Here is a 19,861-nt window from a genome sequence, read left to right as displayed (position 1 = left end):
ATCAGCTTTCGCATGTATTTCCCACCATTTTTTAAGATTGGATTAGAAGCGGCTTAAGTGGCCCCTTTTGACGCGAGGCGCACTTTACTGGTCACGCTCCCAAACACGAAAGAGGGCTATCGCAGGATCGCCCAGACCACCTTGCCGCCCTCGATCGGCATGGCACCCCAGGCCACCGCGATCGAGTGGATGAGCTGCAGCCCGCGTCCGCCCTCGGAGAGCACCGGCGCGGTGTGGCGCGGCACCCGGCCGCCGGTACGGGGCATCACCCGGCTGCGATCGGCGACGGTCATGTGCAGGCCGTTCCCCCGGCGCGCGAGCATCAGCCGGGACGGGCCGCCGACGTGCTCCACCACGTTGGACACGAGCTCGAGACGACGAGCCGGGCGTGGTATTCCAAATCGGGCAGCTCCAGGCGGCACAGGCGCGTGCGACCAGCCGGCGGGCCTCGGCCGGTCCTCGCAGCAGGCTGTCCACTGTCCGCGGACGTCGACGATGGCGAGATCATCGTCGATCACGCGGAGCACTGTCACCGGCGCCGGTTCGGCGTCGAACAGGAACGGCGGTCGCACGCCCATGGCCCGATCGTAGGAAGGATACGAGCCGGAAGCATTCCCCCGAATCGGGCGCGCCTGGTCAGGTGACACCCGCACCGGTCCCGTAGGGGGATGTCACGGATGTCCCACTGGACACGATCTCGGGAGAATTGACGGGTCTCGTACCCGGCCCTGGGGAGGCCCGTCATGAGATCCACCCGTCCCGCGCTCGCCGTCGCGGCCGTCGCGCTGCTGCTGGGAGTCGCAGCCTGTGCGGCAGGTCCGGCTGCCTCGCCGCAGGATCCCGGCCCGGAGCCACACAGCGGCCACAGCACCGGATCGGCGCCGCCACCGACGCCGCTGCGTCACGGGGAGCGGTTCGTCGACGTCGGCCTGGCGCAGCCGTACGAGCCGGCCGCGCCGAGCGGCGGCACCGACGAGTACCGGTGCTTCCTGGTCGATCCGCAGCTCACCGAAGAGGCCTACCTGACCGGCAGCCAGTTCCTGCCGCAGAACGCCGCGATCGTGCACCACGCGATCTTCTACCGGGTCGATCCGTCGCAGGCCGAACAGGCTGCTCAGGTGGACGCCTCCTCGCCGGGCGAGGGCTGGACCTGCTTCGGCGACTCCGGGGTGGAGGGGCAGACCGCCTGGGTGGCGCACTGGGCGCCGGGCGCCGGCGAGACCCTGATGCCCGACGGGTTCGGCTTCGTGATGCCGCCCGGCAGCAAGCTGATCATGCAGGTCCACTACAACCTGCTGAACACCGCCGGCAGCGACCAGTCCGGCATGAAGATGCGGCTCGCCCCCGCCGGCGCCGGGCTCAAGCCGCTGGAGACGGCCCTCGCACAGGCGCCGATCGAGCTGCCCTGCGAACCCGGCGGCACCGGCCCGCTCTGCGATCGGGAGGCGGCGGTCGCCGATGTGGGGCAGCGGTTCGGACCGGAGTCGGCCGAGCTCGTGTCGCAGCTCAACCAGTTCTGCAACGCCGGCAAGAAGCCGAAAGCCGGCCCTACCCAGCACTGCGACCAGCCGGTCGGCCAGGCCGGCACGATCTACATGGCGGCGGGTCACATGCACCTGCTGGGCCGGTCGATCAAGGTCGAGCTGAACCCGGGGACGCCGGAGGCCCGGACGGTGCTCGACGTTCCCGCCTACGACTTCGACAACCAGGCCCTCGTACCCCTGAAGGAACCCATCCCGGTGGCGGCGGACGACGTGGTCCGGGTGACCTGCACCCACGACGCCGGCCTGCGCAGGAAACTTCCGCAGCTGCAGAGACTGCCGTCGCGCTACGTGGTCTGGGGTGAGGGGACCAGCGATGAGATGTGCCTCGGGATTATGGTGATGGCACCCCGCTAGGTGGGTACCAGACGGGGCATGACCGAGTACGGCATCCACGCCTCGCACGAGCAGATCCCGCCCGGTGACCTCCTCCGGGCGGTGATCGCCGCCGAACGCGCCGGCTTCCAGGCGGCCATGTGTTCCGACCATTTCTCACCGTGGAGCTCCCGCCAGGGCCAGTCGGGTTTCGCCTGGTCCTGGCTCGGCGCCGCACTGCAGGCCACCAACCTGTCGTTCGGGGTGGTGAACGCTCCCGGCCACCGCTACCACCCGGCGATCATCGCGCAGGCGATCGGGACGCTCTCGTCGATGTACCCGGGCCGCTTCTGGGCGGCTCTCGGCAGCGGCGAATACAGCAACGAGCACGTCGTCGGCGGCGAATGGCCCCGCAAGGAGGTACGCAACGCGCGCCTGCTCGCGTCGGTGAACGTCATCAGGGACCTGCTCGCCGGTGAGGAGGTGTCCCGGGACGGTCTCGTCACCGTCGACCGGGCCCGGCTGTGGACCCGGCCGGAGACACCGCCGCCGCTGATCGGCGCCGCGGTGAGCGTGGAGACGGCCCGGTGGTGCGCGTCCTGGGCGGACGGCATGGTGACCGTCAACGCCCCGGAGTCCCACCTCAAGGAGATGATCTCGGCGTACAAGTCGTCGGGCGGCCGCGGGCCGGTGTGCCTGCAGGTGCATCTGTCGTGGGCGCCGTCCTCGGCCGAAGCCGAGGAGATCGCCCACGACCAGTGGCGGAGCAACATCTTCCCGCCGCCGGTCTGCTGGGACACGGCGACCGTCTCCGAGTTCGACGTCATCTCGGAGAACGTCACCGTTGATCAGATCCGGTCGGTCGTGAACATCTCGGCCGATCTGGAGGAGCACGTCGAGTTGCTCCGGGGGTACGCGGCCCTCGGGTTCGACCGGATCTACCTGCACCACGTCGGGCAGGATCTGGGGCCGTTCATCGAGACGTTCGGGGCCAAGGTCCTGCCGCGTTTGTGACCTGTGCTCGCGGCCCGCGGGGCGTGAGTTCCCCTTGCCGGAGTCACGCGGGTTTAAGCGATCTGTCCAGATGCGCGATGGATGCGGCCACCTCGGGTTCGGGATCGGCGCCGATCAGGCAGTGGTCGGCGCCGTTCACGATCCGCAGCTGCACCCGCGCGCCCGCGTCCGAGAGCCGCTGGTGCAGCTCGATGCTCTGCCCCACCGGCACGATCCGGTCTTCGTCGCCGTGCACGAGCAGGATCGGCGGCGCCGCGTCCGACACATAGGTGACCGGGCTGGCCGCCGCCGACTCCTTGGGCAGGTCCTGGACCGGGCCGCCGACGAGCCGGCTCTCCGGGGAGTCGGGGTCGTCGTGGTCCTGCAGGCCTTCCGGGTGGTTCTGCGCGGCCATGCTCAGCAGGTTCGACGGGCCGTACCAGACCACCGCCGCGGCCACCGAGTCGGACTGATCGAGAACGCCGACGTCGCCGGCCAGTTCCGGGTCCTTGCCGGTGAGGGCGAGCAGGGTGGCCAGGTGCCCGCCGGCCGATTCGCCCCAGACACCGATCCGGGCCGGGTCCACGCCCAGCTCGGCGGCGTGGTGGCGGACCCAGCGGACCGCCGCCTTCACGTCGTGCAGCTGAGCGGGGAACTTGGCCTCTCCGCTGAGCCGGTACGTCACGCGCGCCACCGCGTACCCGGCCTCCAGCAACCGTTCGGGGATCCGGGCCACGGCGTCGCCCTTGTTGCTGCCCTTGCGCCAGGCGCCGCCGTGGATCCAGACGACGAGCGGCCGTTGCCGATCATCGGCCGGCCGGTGGATGTCGGCCGTGAGCGGCCGGAATCCGCTCACCTCGCCGACGACGGCGTCCCGCCAGATCGTCAGGTCTCCCTCGGTGGCCGGGGCCGGAACCGGAAAGCGGCGCGGTTTCATGCTCCCTGCCTACCACGTGAGCCGTCCAGCGCAGCGCGTCGGCCGGAAAACGCGACCCTGGGCGACGACACACGTACGCTGCGTCCGGAAATGGTTGACCCGGACATCGATCACCGTTAAACAACTGGGGTGGACCCGTTCGAGAAGGCAGAGCTCGGCGGCACCGGTGTCATGGTCACCCGGCTCGGCATGGGTCTGACCGAGATCGGCGAGGACACGACCGCCGACGTGGCCTGGCGGCTCGGCGTCCGCTTCTTCGACACCGAGCCGGACTCCGAACGCAGGGCCGGCCTCCTCCTGCGCAGACGGGACCGCTCGCGATTCACGCTGTCGGCGAGGACCGGCCTCGACTTCTCCGCCGAGGGCGTCCGCGAGTCACACGAGGAGAGCCTGCGGCGCCTCGGCATGGATCGGGTCGACGTCCTGCACCTGCGGGATCCGGGCGACCATTTCACCGAGGCCGCCACGCAGGCGCTGCCCGCCCTGGCGGCGATGCGCAAGGACGGGACGATCCGCGCGGTCTCGGCCGGCATGAGCCAGTCCGCGATGCTGACCGCGTTCGCCCGTACCGGCCTTCTCGACTGCGTCCTGCTGGCCGGCCGGTACTCGCTGCTCGACCAGTCCGGCCTGGCCGAACTGCTGCCGGAGTGCCGGCGGCGGAACATCGCGGTGATCGCCGGCGGCGTCTACCACGCGGGGGTGCTCGCCGACCCGTTCCGCCCGGCGACGCCCGGCCACCACCCCGCCGCGCCCGAGGCGGTGGCCCGCGCGCAGGCGATGGCCCGGCTCTGCGACCGGCACGGGGTGCCGTTGCGGGCCGCCGCCCTGCAGTTCCCCCTGGCCCACCCGGCGGTGACGTCGGTGCTGGTCGGCATGCGGTCGCCGGAGGAGGCGGCCGACGCGGCGGCGATGGCGCGGGTGCGGATCCCGGACGGGCTCTGGCGCGACCTGTCCGACGCCTGGCTGCTGGACCGGGAGATCCCCGTCCCCGCCCTCTGAGGGCCCGAGCTCCCCGATGAGAACCCGGGCCGCTCTCCGTCAGCCGACGTGCGCGGTCACTCGCACCACGGCCCCCGGCTCGGCCAGGGGAATCAGGTTGCCCTCGATACGGACGCCGTCGACCTCGAGATGCGTGACCTTGGAGTTCGCGGGGATCGAGATCTCGTAGGTGGCGCCGCGGAACCTGCGGGTCACCGAGAAGCCCTCCCAGTCACCCGGCAGCACCGGGTCGACCCGCAGCCCGCCGAAGTCCGGCCGGATGCCGAGGATCCACTGGGTGATCGCCACGAAGTTCCACGCTGCGGTGCCGGACAGCCAGGAGTTCTTCGCCTCCCCGTGGGTGGGCGCGTCCTTGCCGGCGATCATCTGCGCGTAGACGTACGGCTCGCAGCGGTGCACCTCGCTGATCTCCTCCCGCGCGGACGGGTTGAGCCGCCGGTAGTAGTCGAACGCGCGGTCGCCGTTACCGGTCATCGCCTCGGCGATCATGATCCACGGGTTGGTGTGGCAGAAGATGCCGGCGTTCTCCTTGTACCCCGGCGGGTACGAGGAGATCTCCCCGAGCTCGATCCGGTACCCCGAGTAGGGCGGCTGCTGCAGCACGATGCCGTGCGGCGTGGCGAGCCGGTCCGCGACGCTGTCCAGCGCCTTCACGGCGAGGCCGTCCTCCAGGCCGACGCCGCCGAGCACACAGATGCCCTGCGGCTCGATGAAGATCTGCCCCTCGTCGTTCTCACCCGACCCGATCACGTTGCCGTAGAAGTCGTACGCCCGCCGGAACCAGTCGCCGTCCCAGCCGTGCTCGGCGATCGTGCCGGCCATCTTCTCCGCCGACGCCAGGTAGACCGCCTCCTCGCCGTCCAGGTCGCGCAGCGCGGCGATGCCGGCCAGCTCCTTCGCGGCGAGCACGAACAGCCCGGCGATGAAGACCGACTCGGCGACCCCGCCGCTGGCGTTCTCCGTCGTCTGGAACGGCTCGCCCGGGGTGTCGGAGAAGCAGTTGAGGTTGAGGCAGTCGTTCCAGTCGGCACGCCCGATCAGCGGCAGGCCGTGCGGGCCGAGCCGTTCCAGGGTGTACCGCAGCGAGCGCCGCAGGTGCTCGTAGAGCGGCTCCTCACTGCCCGGCGCGTTGTCGAACGGCACCGCCTCGTCGAGCAGGCTCAGGTCACCGGTCTCCTTCAGGTACGCGCCGACGCCGAGGATCAGCCACAGCGGGTCGTCGTTGAAGCCCTCGCCGATGTCGTTGTTCCCGCGCTTGGTGAGCGGCTGGTACTGGTGGTACGCGCCGCCGGTCGCCTTCTGGGTGGCGGCGATGTCGAGGATCCGCTGCCGGGCACGTTCCGGGACCATGTGTACGAACCCCAGCAGATCCTGGTTGGAGTCCCGGAAACCCATGCCGCGCCCGATCCCCGACTCGTAGAGCGACGCGGACCTGCTCATGTTGAAGGTGACCATGCACTGGTAGGCGTTCCAGATGTTCACCATCCGGTCGGTGTCGCCGTCAGGGGTTCGTACCTGGATCTTGTCCAGCAGGTCGTCCCAGTAACTCCGGAGATCCGCGAGGCCCTGCTCGACGTTCTCCGGGCGCAGCCATTTCGCGATCGTCGGGCGGACCCGCTTCTTGTTCAGCGTCTGCGAGCCGGGCGGGTCGAACTTGGCGTCCCGGGGATTCTCGGCGTACCCCAGCACGAAGGTGACCTCGCGGGTCTCACCGGGCAGCAGCGCGAGTCGCACGTGGTGGCTGCCGATGGGCTGCCAGCCGTGCGCTTCCTCGTTGTGGAGCGCGCCGTTCTCGACGGCGGCCGGCCGGTCCCACCCACGGTAGGCGCCGAGGAACGCATCCCGGGAGGTGCTGTACCCGGAGATCTCGGCTGAACAGGCGAAATAGGCGAAGTGGTCACGCCGCTCGCGGTACTCGGTCTTGTGGTAGATCACGCCGTCCTCGATCTCCACCTGGCCGATCGAGTAGTTGCGCTGGAAGTTCGTGGCGTCGTCCTGCGCGTCCCACAGGCAGAACTCCACCGAGGAGAAGAGCGACAGGTTCGCCGCCGTCGCCCGGGTGTTCGTGACGCGGACCCGCCACACCTCGAGGGTCTCGCCGAGTGGAGCGTAGTAGAGCGTCTCGGTGCTGATGCCGCCACGCGTCGAGGCGATCGTGGTGTACGAGAGACCGTGCCGGCATTCGTACCCGTCCAGCTCCTTCTGCGGCGTGGGCTGCCAGGACGGTGACCAGTAGTCGCCGGTCTCGTCGTCGCGGACGTAGACGTAGCGGCCGCCGACGTCGAGGGGTGCGTTGTTGTAGCGGTAGCGGGTGAGCCTGCGCAACTTGGCGTCGCGATAGAACGAGTACCCACCGGCCGTGTTGGAGATGATCCCGAAATACGCGTCGGTACCGAGGTAATTGATCCACGGCAGCGGCGTGTCCGGCCGGTCGATCACGTATTCGCGTTGGTCGTCGTCGAAGTGCCCGTAACGCAACAGGTCCTCCCGCAATTCGCTGGTGGAGCGCGATTATGGGAGCGCTCCCATGACGGGCATTTTACCGTGCCGTAACGGTCATGAGAACGTGCTGAAGCCCGGCATCGCAGTACCGACACCGGGCTTTAGCTATCGATATGCCTGAATTTAGATGCTTTTATGGAGCCCAGGCGCCGACCACATTCCAACTACTGTCGGCCGAGAGCGCCTGCGGCCTGTCCCGCCCGACGCCGGTCACACCCGAGGCGATCCAGGCCTGCGCGTCGTAGTGCCGCAGGAAACTGCCCGGGAAGTTGATCGACTCGAAGCTCACGCCGGTCCCGCCCAGACCCGGCCGCGCACAGAACGTGGCGTCGTTCGCGAACAGCGCCGAGCCGTCGCTGGCGGCGAGCCGGATCCGGCTGGCGGCGTGCCGCAGGTACTGACCGGGAACGTTCACCGACTCGAACGAATAGCAGGACGAGTCGGCCATGCCGTGCCGCAGGATGAACGTCGCGTCGTTCTTCAGCAGCGCCGCACTCCCCGCGGTGACCACCTCGGTCCAGCCCAGGCTGTCGGCGTGCCGCAGATAACGGTCGGTGAACCCCCAGGTGGTCACCTGCAGCGACCGCCGCACGTCGAACGGCAGGATCGCCGAACTCCGCCACAGCGCCGGGGCCGACACGTTCCAGGTGGCGTCGGCGGCGAACTGCGCGGAGCCGTCATCGGCGGCCAGATACACCGACTCGGACTGGTGCCGCAGGTACGACCCGGGGAAGTTCAGCGACTCGAACGACGTCCCGCCCGCCGCCAGACCCGGCCGGGAACACCAGGTCGCGTCGGCGGTGAAGGAACCGCCGGTGTTGGCGTCGAGCCGCACCCGGCTGTTCGCGTGCCGCAGGTAACGACCGGGCTGGTTGACCGATTCGAAGGAGAAACACCGAGGATCGGCAAGACCGGCTACGGTACGGAAGGAAGCGTCCTGCCGAGGACCGTCCCCGCCGATCACGTCAGTCCTCGCCAGCGAGTCGGCGTGCCTCAGGTAACGGTTCGTGTAACCCGCCGTGGTGACCTGGAACGATCGCACGTGACCGAGCGTCAGCGGCACGACCGCGTTCTGGTTGCGCGACGAGTTGATCAGATTGCTGAGCGCGCCGCGTACCAGGGCAGTGTCGATCTTTTGAATGCGACGGTCGTAGGTGTAGAGCCCGTTGTACTCCCCCTCGACGTCGGTGATCTCGGTGTAGACGAAGCCGGAGAGTCCTTTACTGATCATCAGCCGCTCGGAGTCGCGGATCATCCCGGTGAACCGGTCGTTGAGCTGCGCGGCGCTCGTCATCTGCTCGTAGGCGAAGAACTGGCCGTTCGGGCTGTACTCGTGGCCCGGCGTCCGCAGGCCCAGCCCGCCGAATTCGCCGAGAATCGACACCCGGCTGCTCGACGGCGCCGGCGCGTCCGGCCCGGTGTAGACATGCCAGTCGATCATGTCGCCGGTGCCCGGATCGCCCTTCGACGCGCAACAGTTGAAACCGCTGTGCGGATTGATCAACCGAGTCGGGTCATAGGCCTTGAGCTGGTTGGTTATCCGCTGAGTGTCCGCGAGGCTCCACTCGCCCCAGCCCTCGTTGAACGGCACGTAGGTGATCACCGCGGGGCTGAACCGGTGCTCGTCGATGATCTCCCGCGCCTCGGTCTCGAACTGCGCGATCTGCGCCGCCGTCCGGTTCGCGTCGAACGGTGGCGTCGACGGCACATCCTGCCAGACCAGCAGCCCGAGGCGGTCCGCCCAGTAGTACCAGCGCGCCGGCTCCACCTTGATGTGCTTGCGCACCATGTTGAAGCCGAGATCCTTGTGTTTCTGCAGGTCGAACGCGAGCGCCGCATCGGTCGGCGCGGTGTAGAGGCCGTCCGGCCAGAAGCCCTGGTCGAGCGTGCCGGCCTGGAAGACGAACTCGCCGTTGAGGGTCGGCCGCAGCACGCCGTTGACCAGTTTCTTGCCGACCTCGCGCATGCCGAAGTAGCTCGTGACCTGGTCGACGGTGGTTCCGGCGCTGTTCCGCAGGCTCACCCGGAGGTTGTAGAGGAACGGGTCGTCCGGGTTCCACAGTCTCGGGTTCGGGACCGGGACGGTGAACTCGGTGAATCCGCCTGTCGCGGTGCCGACCACCGTCGTGCCGTTCAGCGCCTCGGCCAGGACGGTGTGACCGGTGACGTTGCCGCGGGTGAAGACTTTGACCCTGACGTTCTTATCCGAAATATTGGGATAAATGTCGACGGAGTAGATCGACTGGGTCGCCGTCGGTTCCAGCCACACCGTCTGCCAGATGCCTGACGTCGGCGTGTAGAAGATCCCGCTCGGATTGTTCGTCTGCTTCCCGATCGGCTGCTTCTCGCCCCGCCCGTCCGTCGGATCGTAGACGCGCACGATGATCTCGTTGCTGCCACTGACCAGCTGCGGCGTGACGTCGACCTCGAACCGGTCGTACCCGCCCTTGTGCGTCGTCACCTGCGTGCCGTTGATCCACACGGTGGCCTCGTAGTCGACGGCGCCGAAGTGCAGCTGCACCCGCCGCCCGTTCCAGCCCGCCGGCACGGTGAAGTTCCGGCGGTAGAACATCAGGTCCCGGTTGTCGTTGCGCATGATCCCGGAGAGCGCGGACTCGACCGGGTACGGCACCAGGATCCGCTCCGGCAGCGTCTGCCCGATCGGTGGCGCCGCGTTGCGGTTGACGTTCCCGGCCGCGTCGGTGGCCGGATTGAGGAACTCCCACTCCCCGTTCAGCGACTGCCAGTCGGGCCTGGTCATCTGCGGTCGCGGATATTCCGGGAGCGGATTGGTGGTCGACACCTGGCTGGTCCAGGGCGTCGTGAGCGGCGGCGTCTTAGGAACGACGGCAGCGGCAGCAGGGGTGGTCGCGACGATCACGCCGCCGGCGGCGATGGCGAGCGCCGCCATGGTACGGGTGAGGAGCTGGCGCATCGGACTCCTTCTCCGGAAGCGACTCCCAGCGGTGGACGGCCAGAAGTCGCGGGGGGACGGGTTTGTGCACGACAACCGGGAGGACACCCGGAACCCAGCAGAGTCAAACGCCTCCGCTCAGGGTTGAACACATCTACCCATCGACATTCATCTACTGTCAAGCTTCCCAACAATTCCCGGAACTCCCCGAAGCCCAGGCCCGCTCCCCGCGCCGCCCCGCCTTCCCCTTCGCCGCTCGCCTTCCCTGCGCCGCAGCCGTCCCGCGCCCTCCCGCCCGGGTCGTATTTGCCGCCGTCCGCGCAACCCGCGCCCTTCCCTGCACCGGCCACCCCCGGACACGGCAAACTGCTGACCATGAGCGACACCGACCTCGCCAAGCTGGAAGCCGACCGCCACCGCATCCGCGACTCCTACCTGCGCCCGGCAGCCGACCGCCCCGCCTCCACCGCCCGAGGCCTGCACCACACAGCCCTGATCAGCAGCGACGTAGAGCAGACCGTCCGCTTCTACCAGGACCTCCTCGGCTTCCCCTTGACCGAGCTGATCGAGAACCGCGACTACCCCGGCAGCTCCCACTTCTTCTTCGACATCGGCAACGGCAACCTCCTCGCCTTCTTCGACCTCCCCGGCCTGGACCTGGGCCCCTACGCCGAAGTCCTGGGCGGCCTGCACCACATGGCCATCTCCGTGGACCCGGCCCGCTGGGACGAACTCGTAGCCCGCCTAGCCGAAGCCGGCGTAGAACACTCCGTCCACAGCGGCGTATCCGTCTACTTCAAAGACCCCGACGGCGCCCGCATCGAACTGATCGCCGACCCGCTGGGCGAGATGTACGGCACCAAGGTCCTCTAGCCCGCCACCGCCACCCGCCACCGCCACCCGCCACCGCCATCCGCCACCCGCCACCGCCAGCCGCCACCCACCCTCGGCCACCGCCGCCCGGGCCACCGCCGCCCGTCCACCGCCGCCAGCCACCGCATCGGCACCAGTTACTCGCCCCTCGCCACGGGCTGAGCCGAATCACTCAGCCCGAGGCGATCCACGCCCGGATCAGCTGCGGCGACTGGGATCGGTCATCGCCGCCCACTCCTCAGCGCTCGTGATCATCTCCCCCGGCGGCAGGAAGAACGCCACCCGCGGCGGATCAGCAATGGTGAAGGGCTCGAACTCCGGATCCGCGAGCACCCGGTACACGAACTCACTCGCCCGCATGTCGAACCGGTACCACGCACCACCACCGTCCCGGCGCGCTATCACCGACCACCGCTCGGCCGGAACCGCACGTTCCACCAGCCAGTAGTACTCCCCCTCCCCGAGGTCATAACCCCACTGCAGCAACCCGGACCCATCCGCTCCGGCAGCAGGCCCATAGATCCCATAAGGCTCGAACATCCGCGCCCCGATCTCACTCCCACCGGCGACCTGTCTCTGAGCAGCCCACATCGAGAGCATCGCCGAGCCGCTGTCACCGGCCACCGGGCGAAGCAGGCTCACCCCTCCGGAGAACACCCCCGCACCGAACCGCCGGTCCAGCTCCTTGAAATCCGCGGGCAGTCCGAGGCCCAGCTCAGCCTCGACCTGCTCCCATCCGGGCTCCTCCGCCGTATGCCGCCACCCGGTAGCCCCGACGATCAGCTCAACCCAATCCACAGGCGCCCCGCTCCCCTCCATCAAGGCCGGACGAAGCCCCGGCCGCTTTCCTCAGACGGGCTTCGATCCCGCTGCACGTTTTCGGACACGTCGCCACGCCTGCGGCCCGATCCCCACCAGGCACACGACGCCGAGCGCCGCCAACCACCATCGGCCGTCCACCGCAGCCTCCACGGAAACCACCACGATCCAACCCGTGATCACCACGCTCATCGCCAGTTCAGCGGTGTCACCACGCCACCACGGCCCCTGCCGAACCGGCTCGGCTTCGGCCAGCTCGCGGGCATATCGCGCCGCCGGACCGAACTCCTCCTCCGGCTCCGAACCGGAAGCCGCCACATGAGAACGCGCCTGCTCCACCAGCGCGGCAGCCCTCCGGGGCGGAACGTCGAACCGCCCCACCAGCAAAGCCCGCAACCGCCCGAACCAAGCCTCGCCACCGCCCGCTCCGCCCTCGCCGCCCGCCGCTCGCCCGCCGTCGCCGCGTGCCGGGCCGCCCCGAGCGCCGCCCGGATCCGGAAGATCGCCGCTGCTCCGACGAACCGACGGCTCCCGAGTCAGCAGCCACATCGCTGCCAGCGAGACAGCCAGCAAGGCGAGCACCGGCAACTCGCCGACACTGGTCCGCGGCAGCCCGGTGAACGCCGCAGCCGCCGCCATCACCAGCACACCGAAGAGGGCGAAACTCCACGGCGCCAGCTTCGGCAGACCGGCCGCCCGGACCGCGCCCGGCACCTGAGTGGCGACCGCAGCGAACGCGCACAGGATCGAACCCGTAAGACCGGCGACGGTGACCGGCATCGACCAGGCACCTGCCACGATCCCGCCGAACACGGACACCGGCAGGCCGAGGAAAGCCGCCACGAACAGCCCGTCCTCGAGATGGCCCCGTGGAGTCTTCCCCTGCGTATCCCGCCGGGACTGTTCTTCCGGATATGCGCTGGCCGCATCGGCCGCGAACTCCTCAGGAGGCCCCAGCGCCTCCCCCGTCCTCACTCCACCCGCGCCTGCTCCGACCCGCCCCGCTCCAACCCGCCCTGCTCCGACCCGCCCCGCTCCGGCCCGCCCTGCCCGCGGGCCGGCTCCGAACCCGTCTCCTCCAGGAAACGGCCCATCACCTCGGTGAAACGGCCCCAGGACTCGCGCTGGTCGGCGAGCCGATGCCAGCCGGCCTCGGTGATCGCGTAGACCTTGCGGCCCGGACCGCCCTGCCCCGCATGCCAGCTCGACGCGACCACAGCGTCCGCCTCCATCCGATTGAGCACCGGATAGAGAACGCCGCCCTTCACCGCGCCCAAGCCCTGCTCAGCCAGCTTCTGACCCAGCGCGTAACCATGCCGGTCCCCGTCGGTCAGCGCAGCGAGCACCGCCATCTCGAGGGTGGCCCGCACCCAGCCGGACTCGGCATCCCCAGCCATGAAGTCTCATCTCCAGCTAATGCCATCTTCGAACTAGTTGAAATTCAGACTAGCATTGCGGCCTCCGCCGGAGGAAGATGGGCGTGCAAGAGAAAAAGGCCAAGACAGCCATCGGCGTACGGGGGGCACACATGTCAGGACAGCGCAACGCCGCGCAGACCAGGCTGCGCGGCGTCGACTCGGAGTGACGGGCCGGGCGGTCAGCTTCCGGCGTACGAAGATGTGGTCTTGCGGTCGAAAAGCCGCAGCGGGATCGCATCGGCCATGGCGTTCATGCCCGCGTCGTTGGGGTGGAGGTGATCACCGCTGTCGTATGCCGGCAGGATGCGCAACGGCTGGCCGGGGTCACGGACGGCTTTGTCGAAATCGATGACCGCGTCCCATTCACCGCTCGTGCGGATCCAGCGGTTCACGGCCTGGCGTTTCCGCTCGTTCGCCTCGCTGTAGTAACCGGGGATCGTGGTGTCCTGGAACGGGGTCAGCGTCGCGCCGTAGATGAGCAGGCCACGCTCGTGCGCCCGCGCGATCATCTGGCGATATCCGGTGATCAGCTCGTCGACCGTCACCGCCTCGGACTCCGGTGACGTCGATCCGGGCTGGCCGATGTCGTTGATGCCGAGCAGGACGACCACGTGACGGGCTCCGGGCTGCGCGGCGACGTCGCGGTCGAAACGGCTCAGGGCGCTGTCGCCGAACAGCGGTCCCAGGCCGGCGAACGGCGTGCCCTCCAGGGTGTTGCCGTCGTGCAGGATGCGGTTGCCGCCGATGCCTTTGTTGAGTACGCCCAGGTTGCGCAGGGAACGGTCCGCCTGCAGCCGCCGTGCCAGGTAGTCCGGCCAGCGATGGTTCGCGTCGATCGTGGTGATCGCGCCGTCGGTGATCGAGTCGCCGAACGCGACGACCGCGCCGGCCCGTGTGGGCGCGGCCACGCTCACACCGGAGAGGAAGTGCCAGGAGGTCGTCTCGGTCGCGCCGGTCAGCTCGGCTGCCCGGGTGACGTTGCCGGCCGCGATGAAGTTGCGCTGGAAAGCAGAGCCGTGGACGGTCGCCGCGGCCGTGCGACGAGGGAGGTAGATGCTGATGACCAGGTCGGACAGGGCCGGCACCGACAGCTTGACCGGATCGCTCAGCGCCGGCGCGCCGGGCGGGATCGAGATCGAGCCGCGGCGACCGAAGCTCAGGGCCCGGTCGGTGCCGGGCACGATCTGCGAGCCGGTGGCGCCGGCGGGACGGCGGGCTACGCGCGCCTCGACGATCACGAGGGGTTCAGTGCCGTACTCGTTGGAGAGCCGCACTCGCAGTTCGCTGCCGGCCGTGCTGACGTGCACGATCTGCCGCAGTGTCTGGTCGGCGAAAACCGTCTGGGGCTGTGGTGGGAGCGCCGGACCGGTGACCGCCGTGCTCCAGGTGCCCACCCAGGACGAGCTGCCACCGGTGGCGCCGGCCGGGCCCGCGAGAGCCAGCGTCGTGACCACTGCCGTGGCGATCAGAGTGTGAAGCCGTCTCATGGATACACCTCCACAGATGACCGGGAATGCCATCAGCCAGAGGACTCCACACAGTGATAGATGTCAATACCATGCGTGATACCCGCACCCGCGCCGAACGCCGCGCGGAAACGGTCCCCGCGCGGCGTTCGGATATTCGAAAACGGTCAGGCCGCAGGCGCACCGGACGGCGGGGCACCGCCCGGGCCACCACCGGGAGCGCCGGAGGGCGGAGTCCCACCCGGGCCACCGCCCGGGGCTCCGGACGGAGGAGTCCCACCAGGGGCTCCGGACGGAGGAGTCCCACCGGGGGCCCCGGACGGCGGCGTCCCACCCGGCGCGCCACCGCCACCAGCCGGGGCAGCGCCTGCCGTAGGCGTCGTCCGGGTGTCCACGCCGACCGAGAGGAACACCGCATAACCGCTGCTCACATCGCCGGTGGCAGTTCCGAGCTGACTGGCTCCGCCGTCGTCGCCGAACACGTTGTCGTTGTCGAGCGTCACCTGCGACAGGTTCGACACCGACGCCTCGTAACCCGACTCCTTGAAGACCACGTCGCAGACGTCCTTGGGCAGCGCCACCTGCGAGGTCGCGATCGCCTTCGTGGAGTCGGTGATGTCGGCCTCGCTGGGGTAGACCTCGAAGTGGATGTGCGGCCACCGCCCGGTGTAGCAGGCCGGGAAGATGCTGGTGAACTTCACCTTGCCGGAGTCGTCGGCGATCTGCACACCGCGCAGATAGTTCTCCTCGGTGAGGCCGTCGGAGTACAACGAGTACCCACCACTCCGGTCGCAGTGCCACACGTAGACGGCAACCCCGGCGAACGCCGAACCGCCGTTGGCCAGGTCCTTGATCTCCAGTTCGAGGGTCATGGGCACGCCCTCGGCGGTCGTCGTCGAATCGCCGAAGCTGGAACGGATGTCGCTGCGGACGATCCCGCTCTCCTCCAGGACGTCCGGTCCGTTCGAGCCGTCACCCGGGTAAGGCCCGGCGGTCTCGTCCGGGATCTCCCCCGACGACGTGGAAGCCGCAGACGTGGAGGAGGCCGACGGTGAAGATGACTCGTTACTGCACGCCGCGAGACCGAGCGCCGCCGCGCCGATGCCGAACGCCCGCAGAACCTGCCGCCGGCCGAGAAGGGTGCCGATGTCGAATCCGAGCCCTTGGTCGAACACCTCCTCGTCCTGGTGAGGCAGGCGTCGACCTTGATAGGTCCGTTCCGATGAAGTCACGAGTTCCTCCGCAATATGCCGATTGCCGAGGACCATGCAAACAGCGGAGCCTATGAATGTCCTGTGCCGCCATTGTCCGACCGGCATGAGAACCGGCCGGACGCTGACGAACGATCAGGAGGCGGAAGCGGAGTAACTGTTCGTCACGAAGTTCAGGCCGCCGCTGGAGGACGTGATCTCGTAGCCGAACTGGATCGTGCTCAGGGTGACGTCGCCGTACCAGCCACGGGCGCGGATCCAGTTGAGGACTGCTCGGATGTCCACGGTTCCGGCGCTGGTGTTGCCGGTCCGCACGAAGGAGAAGACGGCGTTGGAGCCGTTCGACCCGTTGTAGACGTTCCAGGTGTGGCCGCCGACGGTGGCCGTCGTCTGGAAGGAGCCGAGGGGGCCCACCGCGCCGGTCTTGTTCATCCACAACATGATCTCGTACGTGTGACCGTCCGCCCAGATGTCGTAGGCGGTCGCGTAGGAACCGCTCGACGGCACCGTCACGGTGAAGCTGCTCCGGGCGGACGCCAGTGAACTGAGGCGGATGCCGACGGTCTTACTGGCGTTCGGGTACGACTTCACGCCGCCGGTGTTCGGGTGGTTCGCCCAGACACCCCAGTTCGAATACGAGTTCGCCCAGATGCTCTGCGGGCCGGCGCCACTGCCCCAGATGTTGTTGTAGAGCGTGTAGCCACCGTTGTTCCAGGTCGCCCACTGGTCGGACGACCCCCATACGGCGGCACGTGCGGGTGCTTGTCCGACTGCGATCAGAAGGGCCGCGACCAGCGCGGACAGGGCATAGCGAAGGAGGCGCATGTGCTGCTCCAAAGCGTCGTCGGGGATGCGGAGTCGAATCGCTTCGACTCCACGAACGCATCGATGCACATCGAGATTCGAAGATAGGCCCCATAGCACCCCGGCGCAACGCGAAGGTTTCCTCCAGGAAACCCGGCTACGCTCCAGCCAACCCGTCCGGCAGGCCTGCCAAGGCGGACGGAACGCTGCAAAAAAGCTGGTAGGAACCGGGGAGAAAGTGCATGAGGCTACGGCGTTACCTGGGCTGGATGCTTCCGCTCAGCATCGTCACGCTGACGCTCGGTGTCGTCGGCGCGATCGCCTGGATGACCAGCCGGGTCATGGACAGCGACCCGGCACTCAACCACGACACGACCAACGCCCGCCCGTGCACCGCGACCATCCGATCAATCGCGGACACCAACATGATCCTCGACGACGAGCACGTCTACCGGATCGAGCTCGACGTGAAGCCCAGCGACGGCACTGCTGAACACCACGTGACCCTCCGCGACCCCCTGACCGCGGAACAGGTGAACATGGCAACGCCAGGCGCCGTCTTCGAGTGCCTGGCCGACCAAGACGACCCCACCCGCGTCGAAATAGTCTGGAGCCAGTGACCCCACAGCCCGATGCGACGCAGGCAGGCGCCATACAGCCCGGTGCCATGCAGAGCGGTGCCACGCAGCCTATCGAGGCGGTGCGCTGAGAACGGGCCGGAAAGGCGGGAAATCGGCGAGGGGCATGACAGCAAAGGCCGACCCTGATGGTGCGGACGGCCCCAGCCCGAGTCGGCCCATCCGGCATGAGCGCGGCGCCGACAGCGGGAATGCCGTCGACACCGGCGAACACGACTAAAGAAGCTCGGACAGCAGCTTCCCCGGATTGAGCGCGTCATAGGTGTTCCCCGCCCCCAGACCGAAAGTGATGGTCGCCTCGGAACGGTCTGCCACCAGCGTCGCTCCTCGCGACCGCGCGTGCAGGAACGCCAGGTCCGCGATGTCGGGCTTGGTGTTCGCGCGACCTGCCACCGCCGCCACCAGCGTGGCGATGTTCCGGCCGTCCGTCTCCACCCGCGCTCGGGGCGAGGCGTTGAGATAGACGTCCACATACAGGATCTCGCCTGTCAGCAGGTCGAGCAGCATCGGAACGGCGTAGCGCTTGCGACCCGAGAGCGGGAAGGCGTTCACGACGGTGGCCGGGTCGAAGACGCGGTGGCGGCTGGAGGCCTCATCGCGGAGCATCCAGCCCGTGTACGCCTCGGCCAGGTCCTCGAACGTCGGCCCCGCATACCGGAAGATCGTCGGCACGAGGTATCGCCAGCCCCGCTTGCGACCGATTTTGACGGCCTTGGCCATGTCGATGTCGAGGAATTCCTGAGCACCTTCGGGCGCGGACGTGAGGTCACCGGAGTGGGTCATCACGCCATTGCCGAGATTCGTCCAGGAGACCTGCCCGGCCACGCCGAAATGGTCGTCGAGCGCGATGCACGAGAGGTCGAGATCGCTGGTCGCGCCCGCCTCGCGCCAGTGCACGAACAGCCGCACGACGGCAGCGTCGCCGATCGACAGCCGGCTGCCGCGCTCGACCTGGACGAGGCCCTGCGCCGTCGCCCGCAGCTGGTCGGGCAGCAGCAGACGATCGAGGCCGGGCTCGACGAAGACGGTCTCGTCGAGCCAGTCGCCCTTCGCCGCCATCTGGGCGGTCACCGCGTCGTCGATCGCGCCGAGCAGCGCCGCGCGGAAGTCCTTCGAGACGGCGAGGTGCCCGGGCGCGCGGACGATCGGCAGCGCCGAGCCGTCCTTGCCGAAGACCACCCGGGGGTACGTGCGACCGTTGTCGGCCAGCTGCGCTCGCGCCGCCAGCAGCACCCGCAGCGGGATCCGCGCGGAGGCCTCCCCCACCGAGGAGATCAGCACGCTGCGCTGCTCGTCGGTCGCGGCGAGCGCGGCCAGCCGGCGCAGGCTGCGGCCGAGCAGACCGGGTGCCTCGGCGGCGGCCAGCCGGACCGCGGCGCTGTGATCACGCGCGAGGATGCGCTCGAACCGGGACGGGAACGAGGTGTAGTCGTGCCGGCTCGCGCGGAGCAGCTCGAACATGTCGTGGACGCGCGGCGCACGGAACTCGCCGACGTGCAGGCCGCGGTCGATCGCCAGCCAGAGGCCGCGGCGGCGGAAGACGTCGCCGAGGCGGTCGCTCGCTTCCAGGGTGTTCACCACGATGCGGCGGTCGGCGCGGGACAGGCGCGGGTACGTGATCGGCTCGAAGAGGCTGACGTCGCCGCCGGTCAGCTTCGCGAACAGGCGCAGGAGATCGTCGGGGGTGGCGTCGGTGTAGGGCAGGCGCTTGCGGTCGAGCTGCCAGAGCAGTTCGAACAGCCACGTCCGGTTCTCCCGGAAGCGGACCTCGCTCATCTCGATGCCGTCCACGCCGAGCCGGCCGACCAGCACGCCGAGATCGTCTCGGACGTCGTCACGCAGCGACGCCGCGCTGGTGAAGCAGTCGCGCATCCACTCGCGCAGCCGATCGCCGAGCTCGGCCGGGGTGACCAGCCGTGCGGTGATCCACTCGATGCGGCTGTCGCCGGGCAGCATGGCCTGGGCGCGGCGGTGGGCCTCGGCGCGGGCCTCGTCCTGCGGGATCGAGGACGCCGGCCACCAGCCGTAGCGCTCGAAGTCGAGCGCCTTGTCCCAGTCGAGGCCCTCGCAGATCACGCAGACGCCGGCCATGACGAAGCGGAAGACGGCATCGTCGTACGCCGGCAGCCGCTCGGGGAATCCCTGGAACAGCGGCGCGTAGCCGCCCTTGTCGCCACGCTTCGCCCGGATGTGCGCGATCAGGTCGTGGTGCGGACCGGCGAGACCGTCGGTGATCTCCTCCGGGTTGGCGAAGCGGACGCCGACATGGGCGAATTCGGCCAGCAGAGGAGCGGAGACCTCGCGGGTGGTGACGGTCCTGGGGGCCGCGACCAGTCCCAGGCGGTCGAATCCGATACGGTCCAGCGCGTCCACAGTGCACCCCCCGAGCGCATGCGATGAAAAGGCGAGGGTGAGGAAAGTGCCCGGGCGA

General features: G+C 68.9%; 16 protein-coding genes. 5 read left to right on the top strand and 11 right to left on the bottom strand.

Features of this window, described 5'->3' with window-relative positions; all coding sequences use genetic code 11:
- Positions 1–116 precede the first annotated feature (116 nt).
- Positions 117–578, bottom strand: a complete 462-nt coding sequence (locus EP757_RS21055) for an ATP-binding protein (RefSeq protein ID WP_127548567.1) — start codon at positions 576–578, stop codon at positions 117–119.
- A 165-nt stretch (positions 579–743) separates the two neighbouring features.
- On the opposite strand from EP757_RS21055, the gene EP757_RS21050 reads away from it, so the two are divergent.
- Complete coding sequence (locus tag EP757_RS21050) at positions 744–1,898, top strand: monooxygenase (protein ID WP_127548565.1); 1,155 nt, start codon at positions 744–746, stop codon at positions 1,896–1,898.
- 18 nt (positions 1,899–1,916) lie between these two features.
- Positions 1,917–2,870 carry a TIGR03885 family FMN-dependent LLM class oxidoreductase gene (locus tag EP757_RS21045; protein WP_127548563.1) on the top strand — a complete coding sequence of 318 codons (954 nt, stop codon included), beginning with the start codon at positions 1,917–1,919 and terminating at the stop codon, positions 2,868–2,870.
- A gap of 43 nt (positions 2,871–2,913) precedes the next feature.
- On the opposite strand, the gene EP757_RS21040 is transcribed toward EP757_RS21045, so the two are convergent.
- Positions 2,914–3,786, bottom strand: a complete 873-nt coding sequence (locus tag EP757_RS21040; protein WP_127548561.1) for an alpha/beta hydrolase — start codon at positions 3,784–3,786, stop codon at positions 2,914–2,916.
- A 129-nt stretch (positions 3,787–3,915) separates the two neighbouring features.
- Here EP757_RS21040 and EP757_RS21035 point away from each other — a divergent pair, with 129 nt between their 5' ends.
- A complete protein-coding gene (locus tag EP757_RS21035) occupies positions 3,916–4,785 on the top strand; it encodes an aldo/keto reductase (protein ID WP_232050605.1) in 870 nt (289 codons plus the stop codon).
- 39 nt (positions 4,786–4,824) lie between these two features.
- On the opposite strand, the gene EP757_RS21030 is transcribed toward EP757_RS21035, so the two are convergent.
- On the bottom strand, positions 4,825–7,263 hold the full coding sequence (locus tag EP757_RS21030) for a GH36-type glycosyl hydrolase domain-containing protein (protein WP_127548559.1): 2,439 nt from the start codon (positions 7,261–7,263) through the stop codon (positions 4,825–4,827).
- A 157-nt stretch (positions 7,264–7,420) separates the two neighbouring features.
- Entirely contained in the window at positions 7,421–10,222 is a 2,802-nt protein-coding gene (locus EP757_RS21025) for an AbfB domain-containing protein (protein ID WP_127548557.1), read from the bottom strand.
- Positions 10,223–10,576: 354 nt separating this feature from the next.
- On the opposite strand from EP757_RS21025, the gene EP757_RS21020 reads away from it, so the two are divergent.
- Positions 10,577–11,074, top strand: coding sequence for a VOC family protein (locus EP757_RS21020; RefSeq protein WP_127548555.1), 498 nt, complete (start codon positions 10,577–10,579; stop codon positions 11,072–11,074).
- Between the two features lie 198 nt (positions 11,075–11,272).
- Here EP757_RS21020 and EP757_RS21015 read toward each other — a convergent pair whose 3' ends face one another.
- The 6 genes from EP757_RS21015 to EP757_RS20990 all read right to left on the bottom strand — a co-directional run bounded on the left by EP757_RS21015 (position 11,273) and on the right by EP757_RS20990 (position 16,813).
- Entirely contained in the window at positions 11,273–11,872 is a 600-nt protein-coding gene (locus tag EP757_RS21015; protein ID WP_127548553.1) for a hypothetical protein, read from the bottom strand.
- A gap of 51 nt (positions 11,873–11,923) precedes the next feature.
- Positions 11,924–12,868, bottom strand: a complete 945-nt coding sequence (locus EP757_RS21010; protein ID WP_127548551.1) for a hypothetical protein — start codon at positions 12,866–12,868, stop codon at positions 11,924–11,926.
- On the bottom strand, positions 12,865–13,290 hold the full coding sequence (locus EP757_RS21005; RefSeq protein WP_127548549.1) for a PadR family transcriptional regulator: 426 nt from the start codon (positions 13,288–13,290) through the stop codon (positions 12,865–12,867). Before EP757_RS21005 ends, EP757_RS21010 begins: the two co-directional genes overlap by 4 nt.
- Before the next feature lie 200 nt (positions 13,291–13,490).
- Positions 13,491–14,798 (bottom strand): SGNH/GDSL hydrolase family protein, encoded by a 1,308-nt coding sequence (locus EP757_RS21000; RefSeq protein WP_232050604.1) that lies wholly within the window; start codon positions 14,796–14,798, stop codon positions 13,491–13,493.
- 146 nt (positions 14,799–14,944) lie between these two features.
- Positions 14,945–16,009: an intradiol ring-cleavage dioxygenase gene (locus tag EP757_RS20995; RefSeq protein ID WP_232050603.1), complete on the bottom strand. Its 1,065-nt coding sequence runs from the start codon at positions 16,007–16,009 to the stop codon at positions 14,945–14,947.
- Positions 16,010–16,123: 114 nt separating this feature from the next.
- On the bottom strand, positions 16,124–16,813 hold the full coding sequence (locus tag EP757_RS20990; RefSeq protein ID WP_127548543.1) for a hypothetical protein: 690 nt from the start codon (positions 16,811–16,813) through the stop codon (positions 16,124–16,126).
- A 221-nt stretch (positions 16,814–17,034) separates the two neighbouring features.
- Between EP757_RS20990 and EP757_RS20985 the strand changes: the two genes are divergently transcribed.
- Complete coding sequence (locus EP757_RS20985; protein WP_127548541.1) at positions 17,035–17,412, top strand: hypothetical protein; 378 nt, start codon at positions 17,035–17,037, stop codon at positions 17,410–17,412.
- Between the two features lie 234 nt (positions 17,413–17,646).
- On the opposite strand, the gene EP757_RS20980 is transcribed toward EP757_RS20985, so the two are convergent.
- Positions 17,647–19,803: a TerD family protein gene (locus EP757_RS20980; RefSeq protein WP_127548539.1), complete on the bottom strand. Its 2,157-nt coding sequence runs from the start codon at positions 19,801–19,803 to the stop codon at positions 17,647–17,649.
- Positions 19,804–19,861: the final 58 nt, after the last annotated feature.

The sequence above is a fragment of the Actinoplanes sp. OR16 genome, from assembly GCF_004001265.1.
Classification (GTDB): domain Bacteria; phylum Actinomycetota; class Actinomycetes; order Mycobacteriales; family Micromonosporaceae; genus Actinoplanes.
This window is presented reverse-complemented; position numbering and strand designations above follow the sequence as displayed.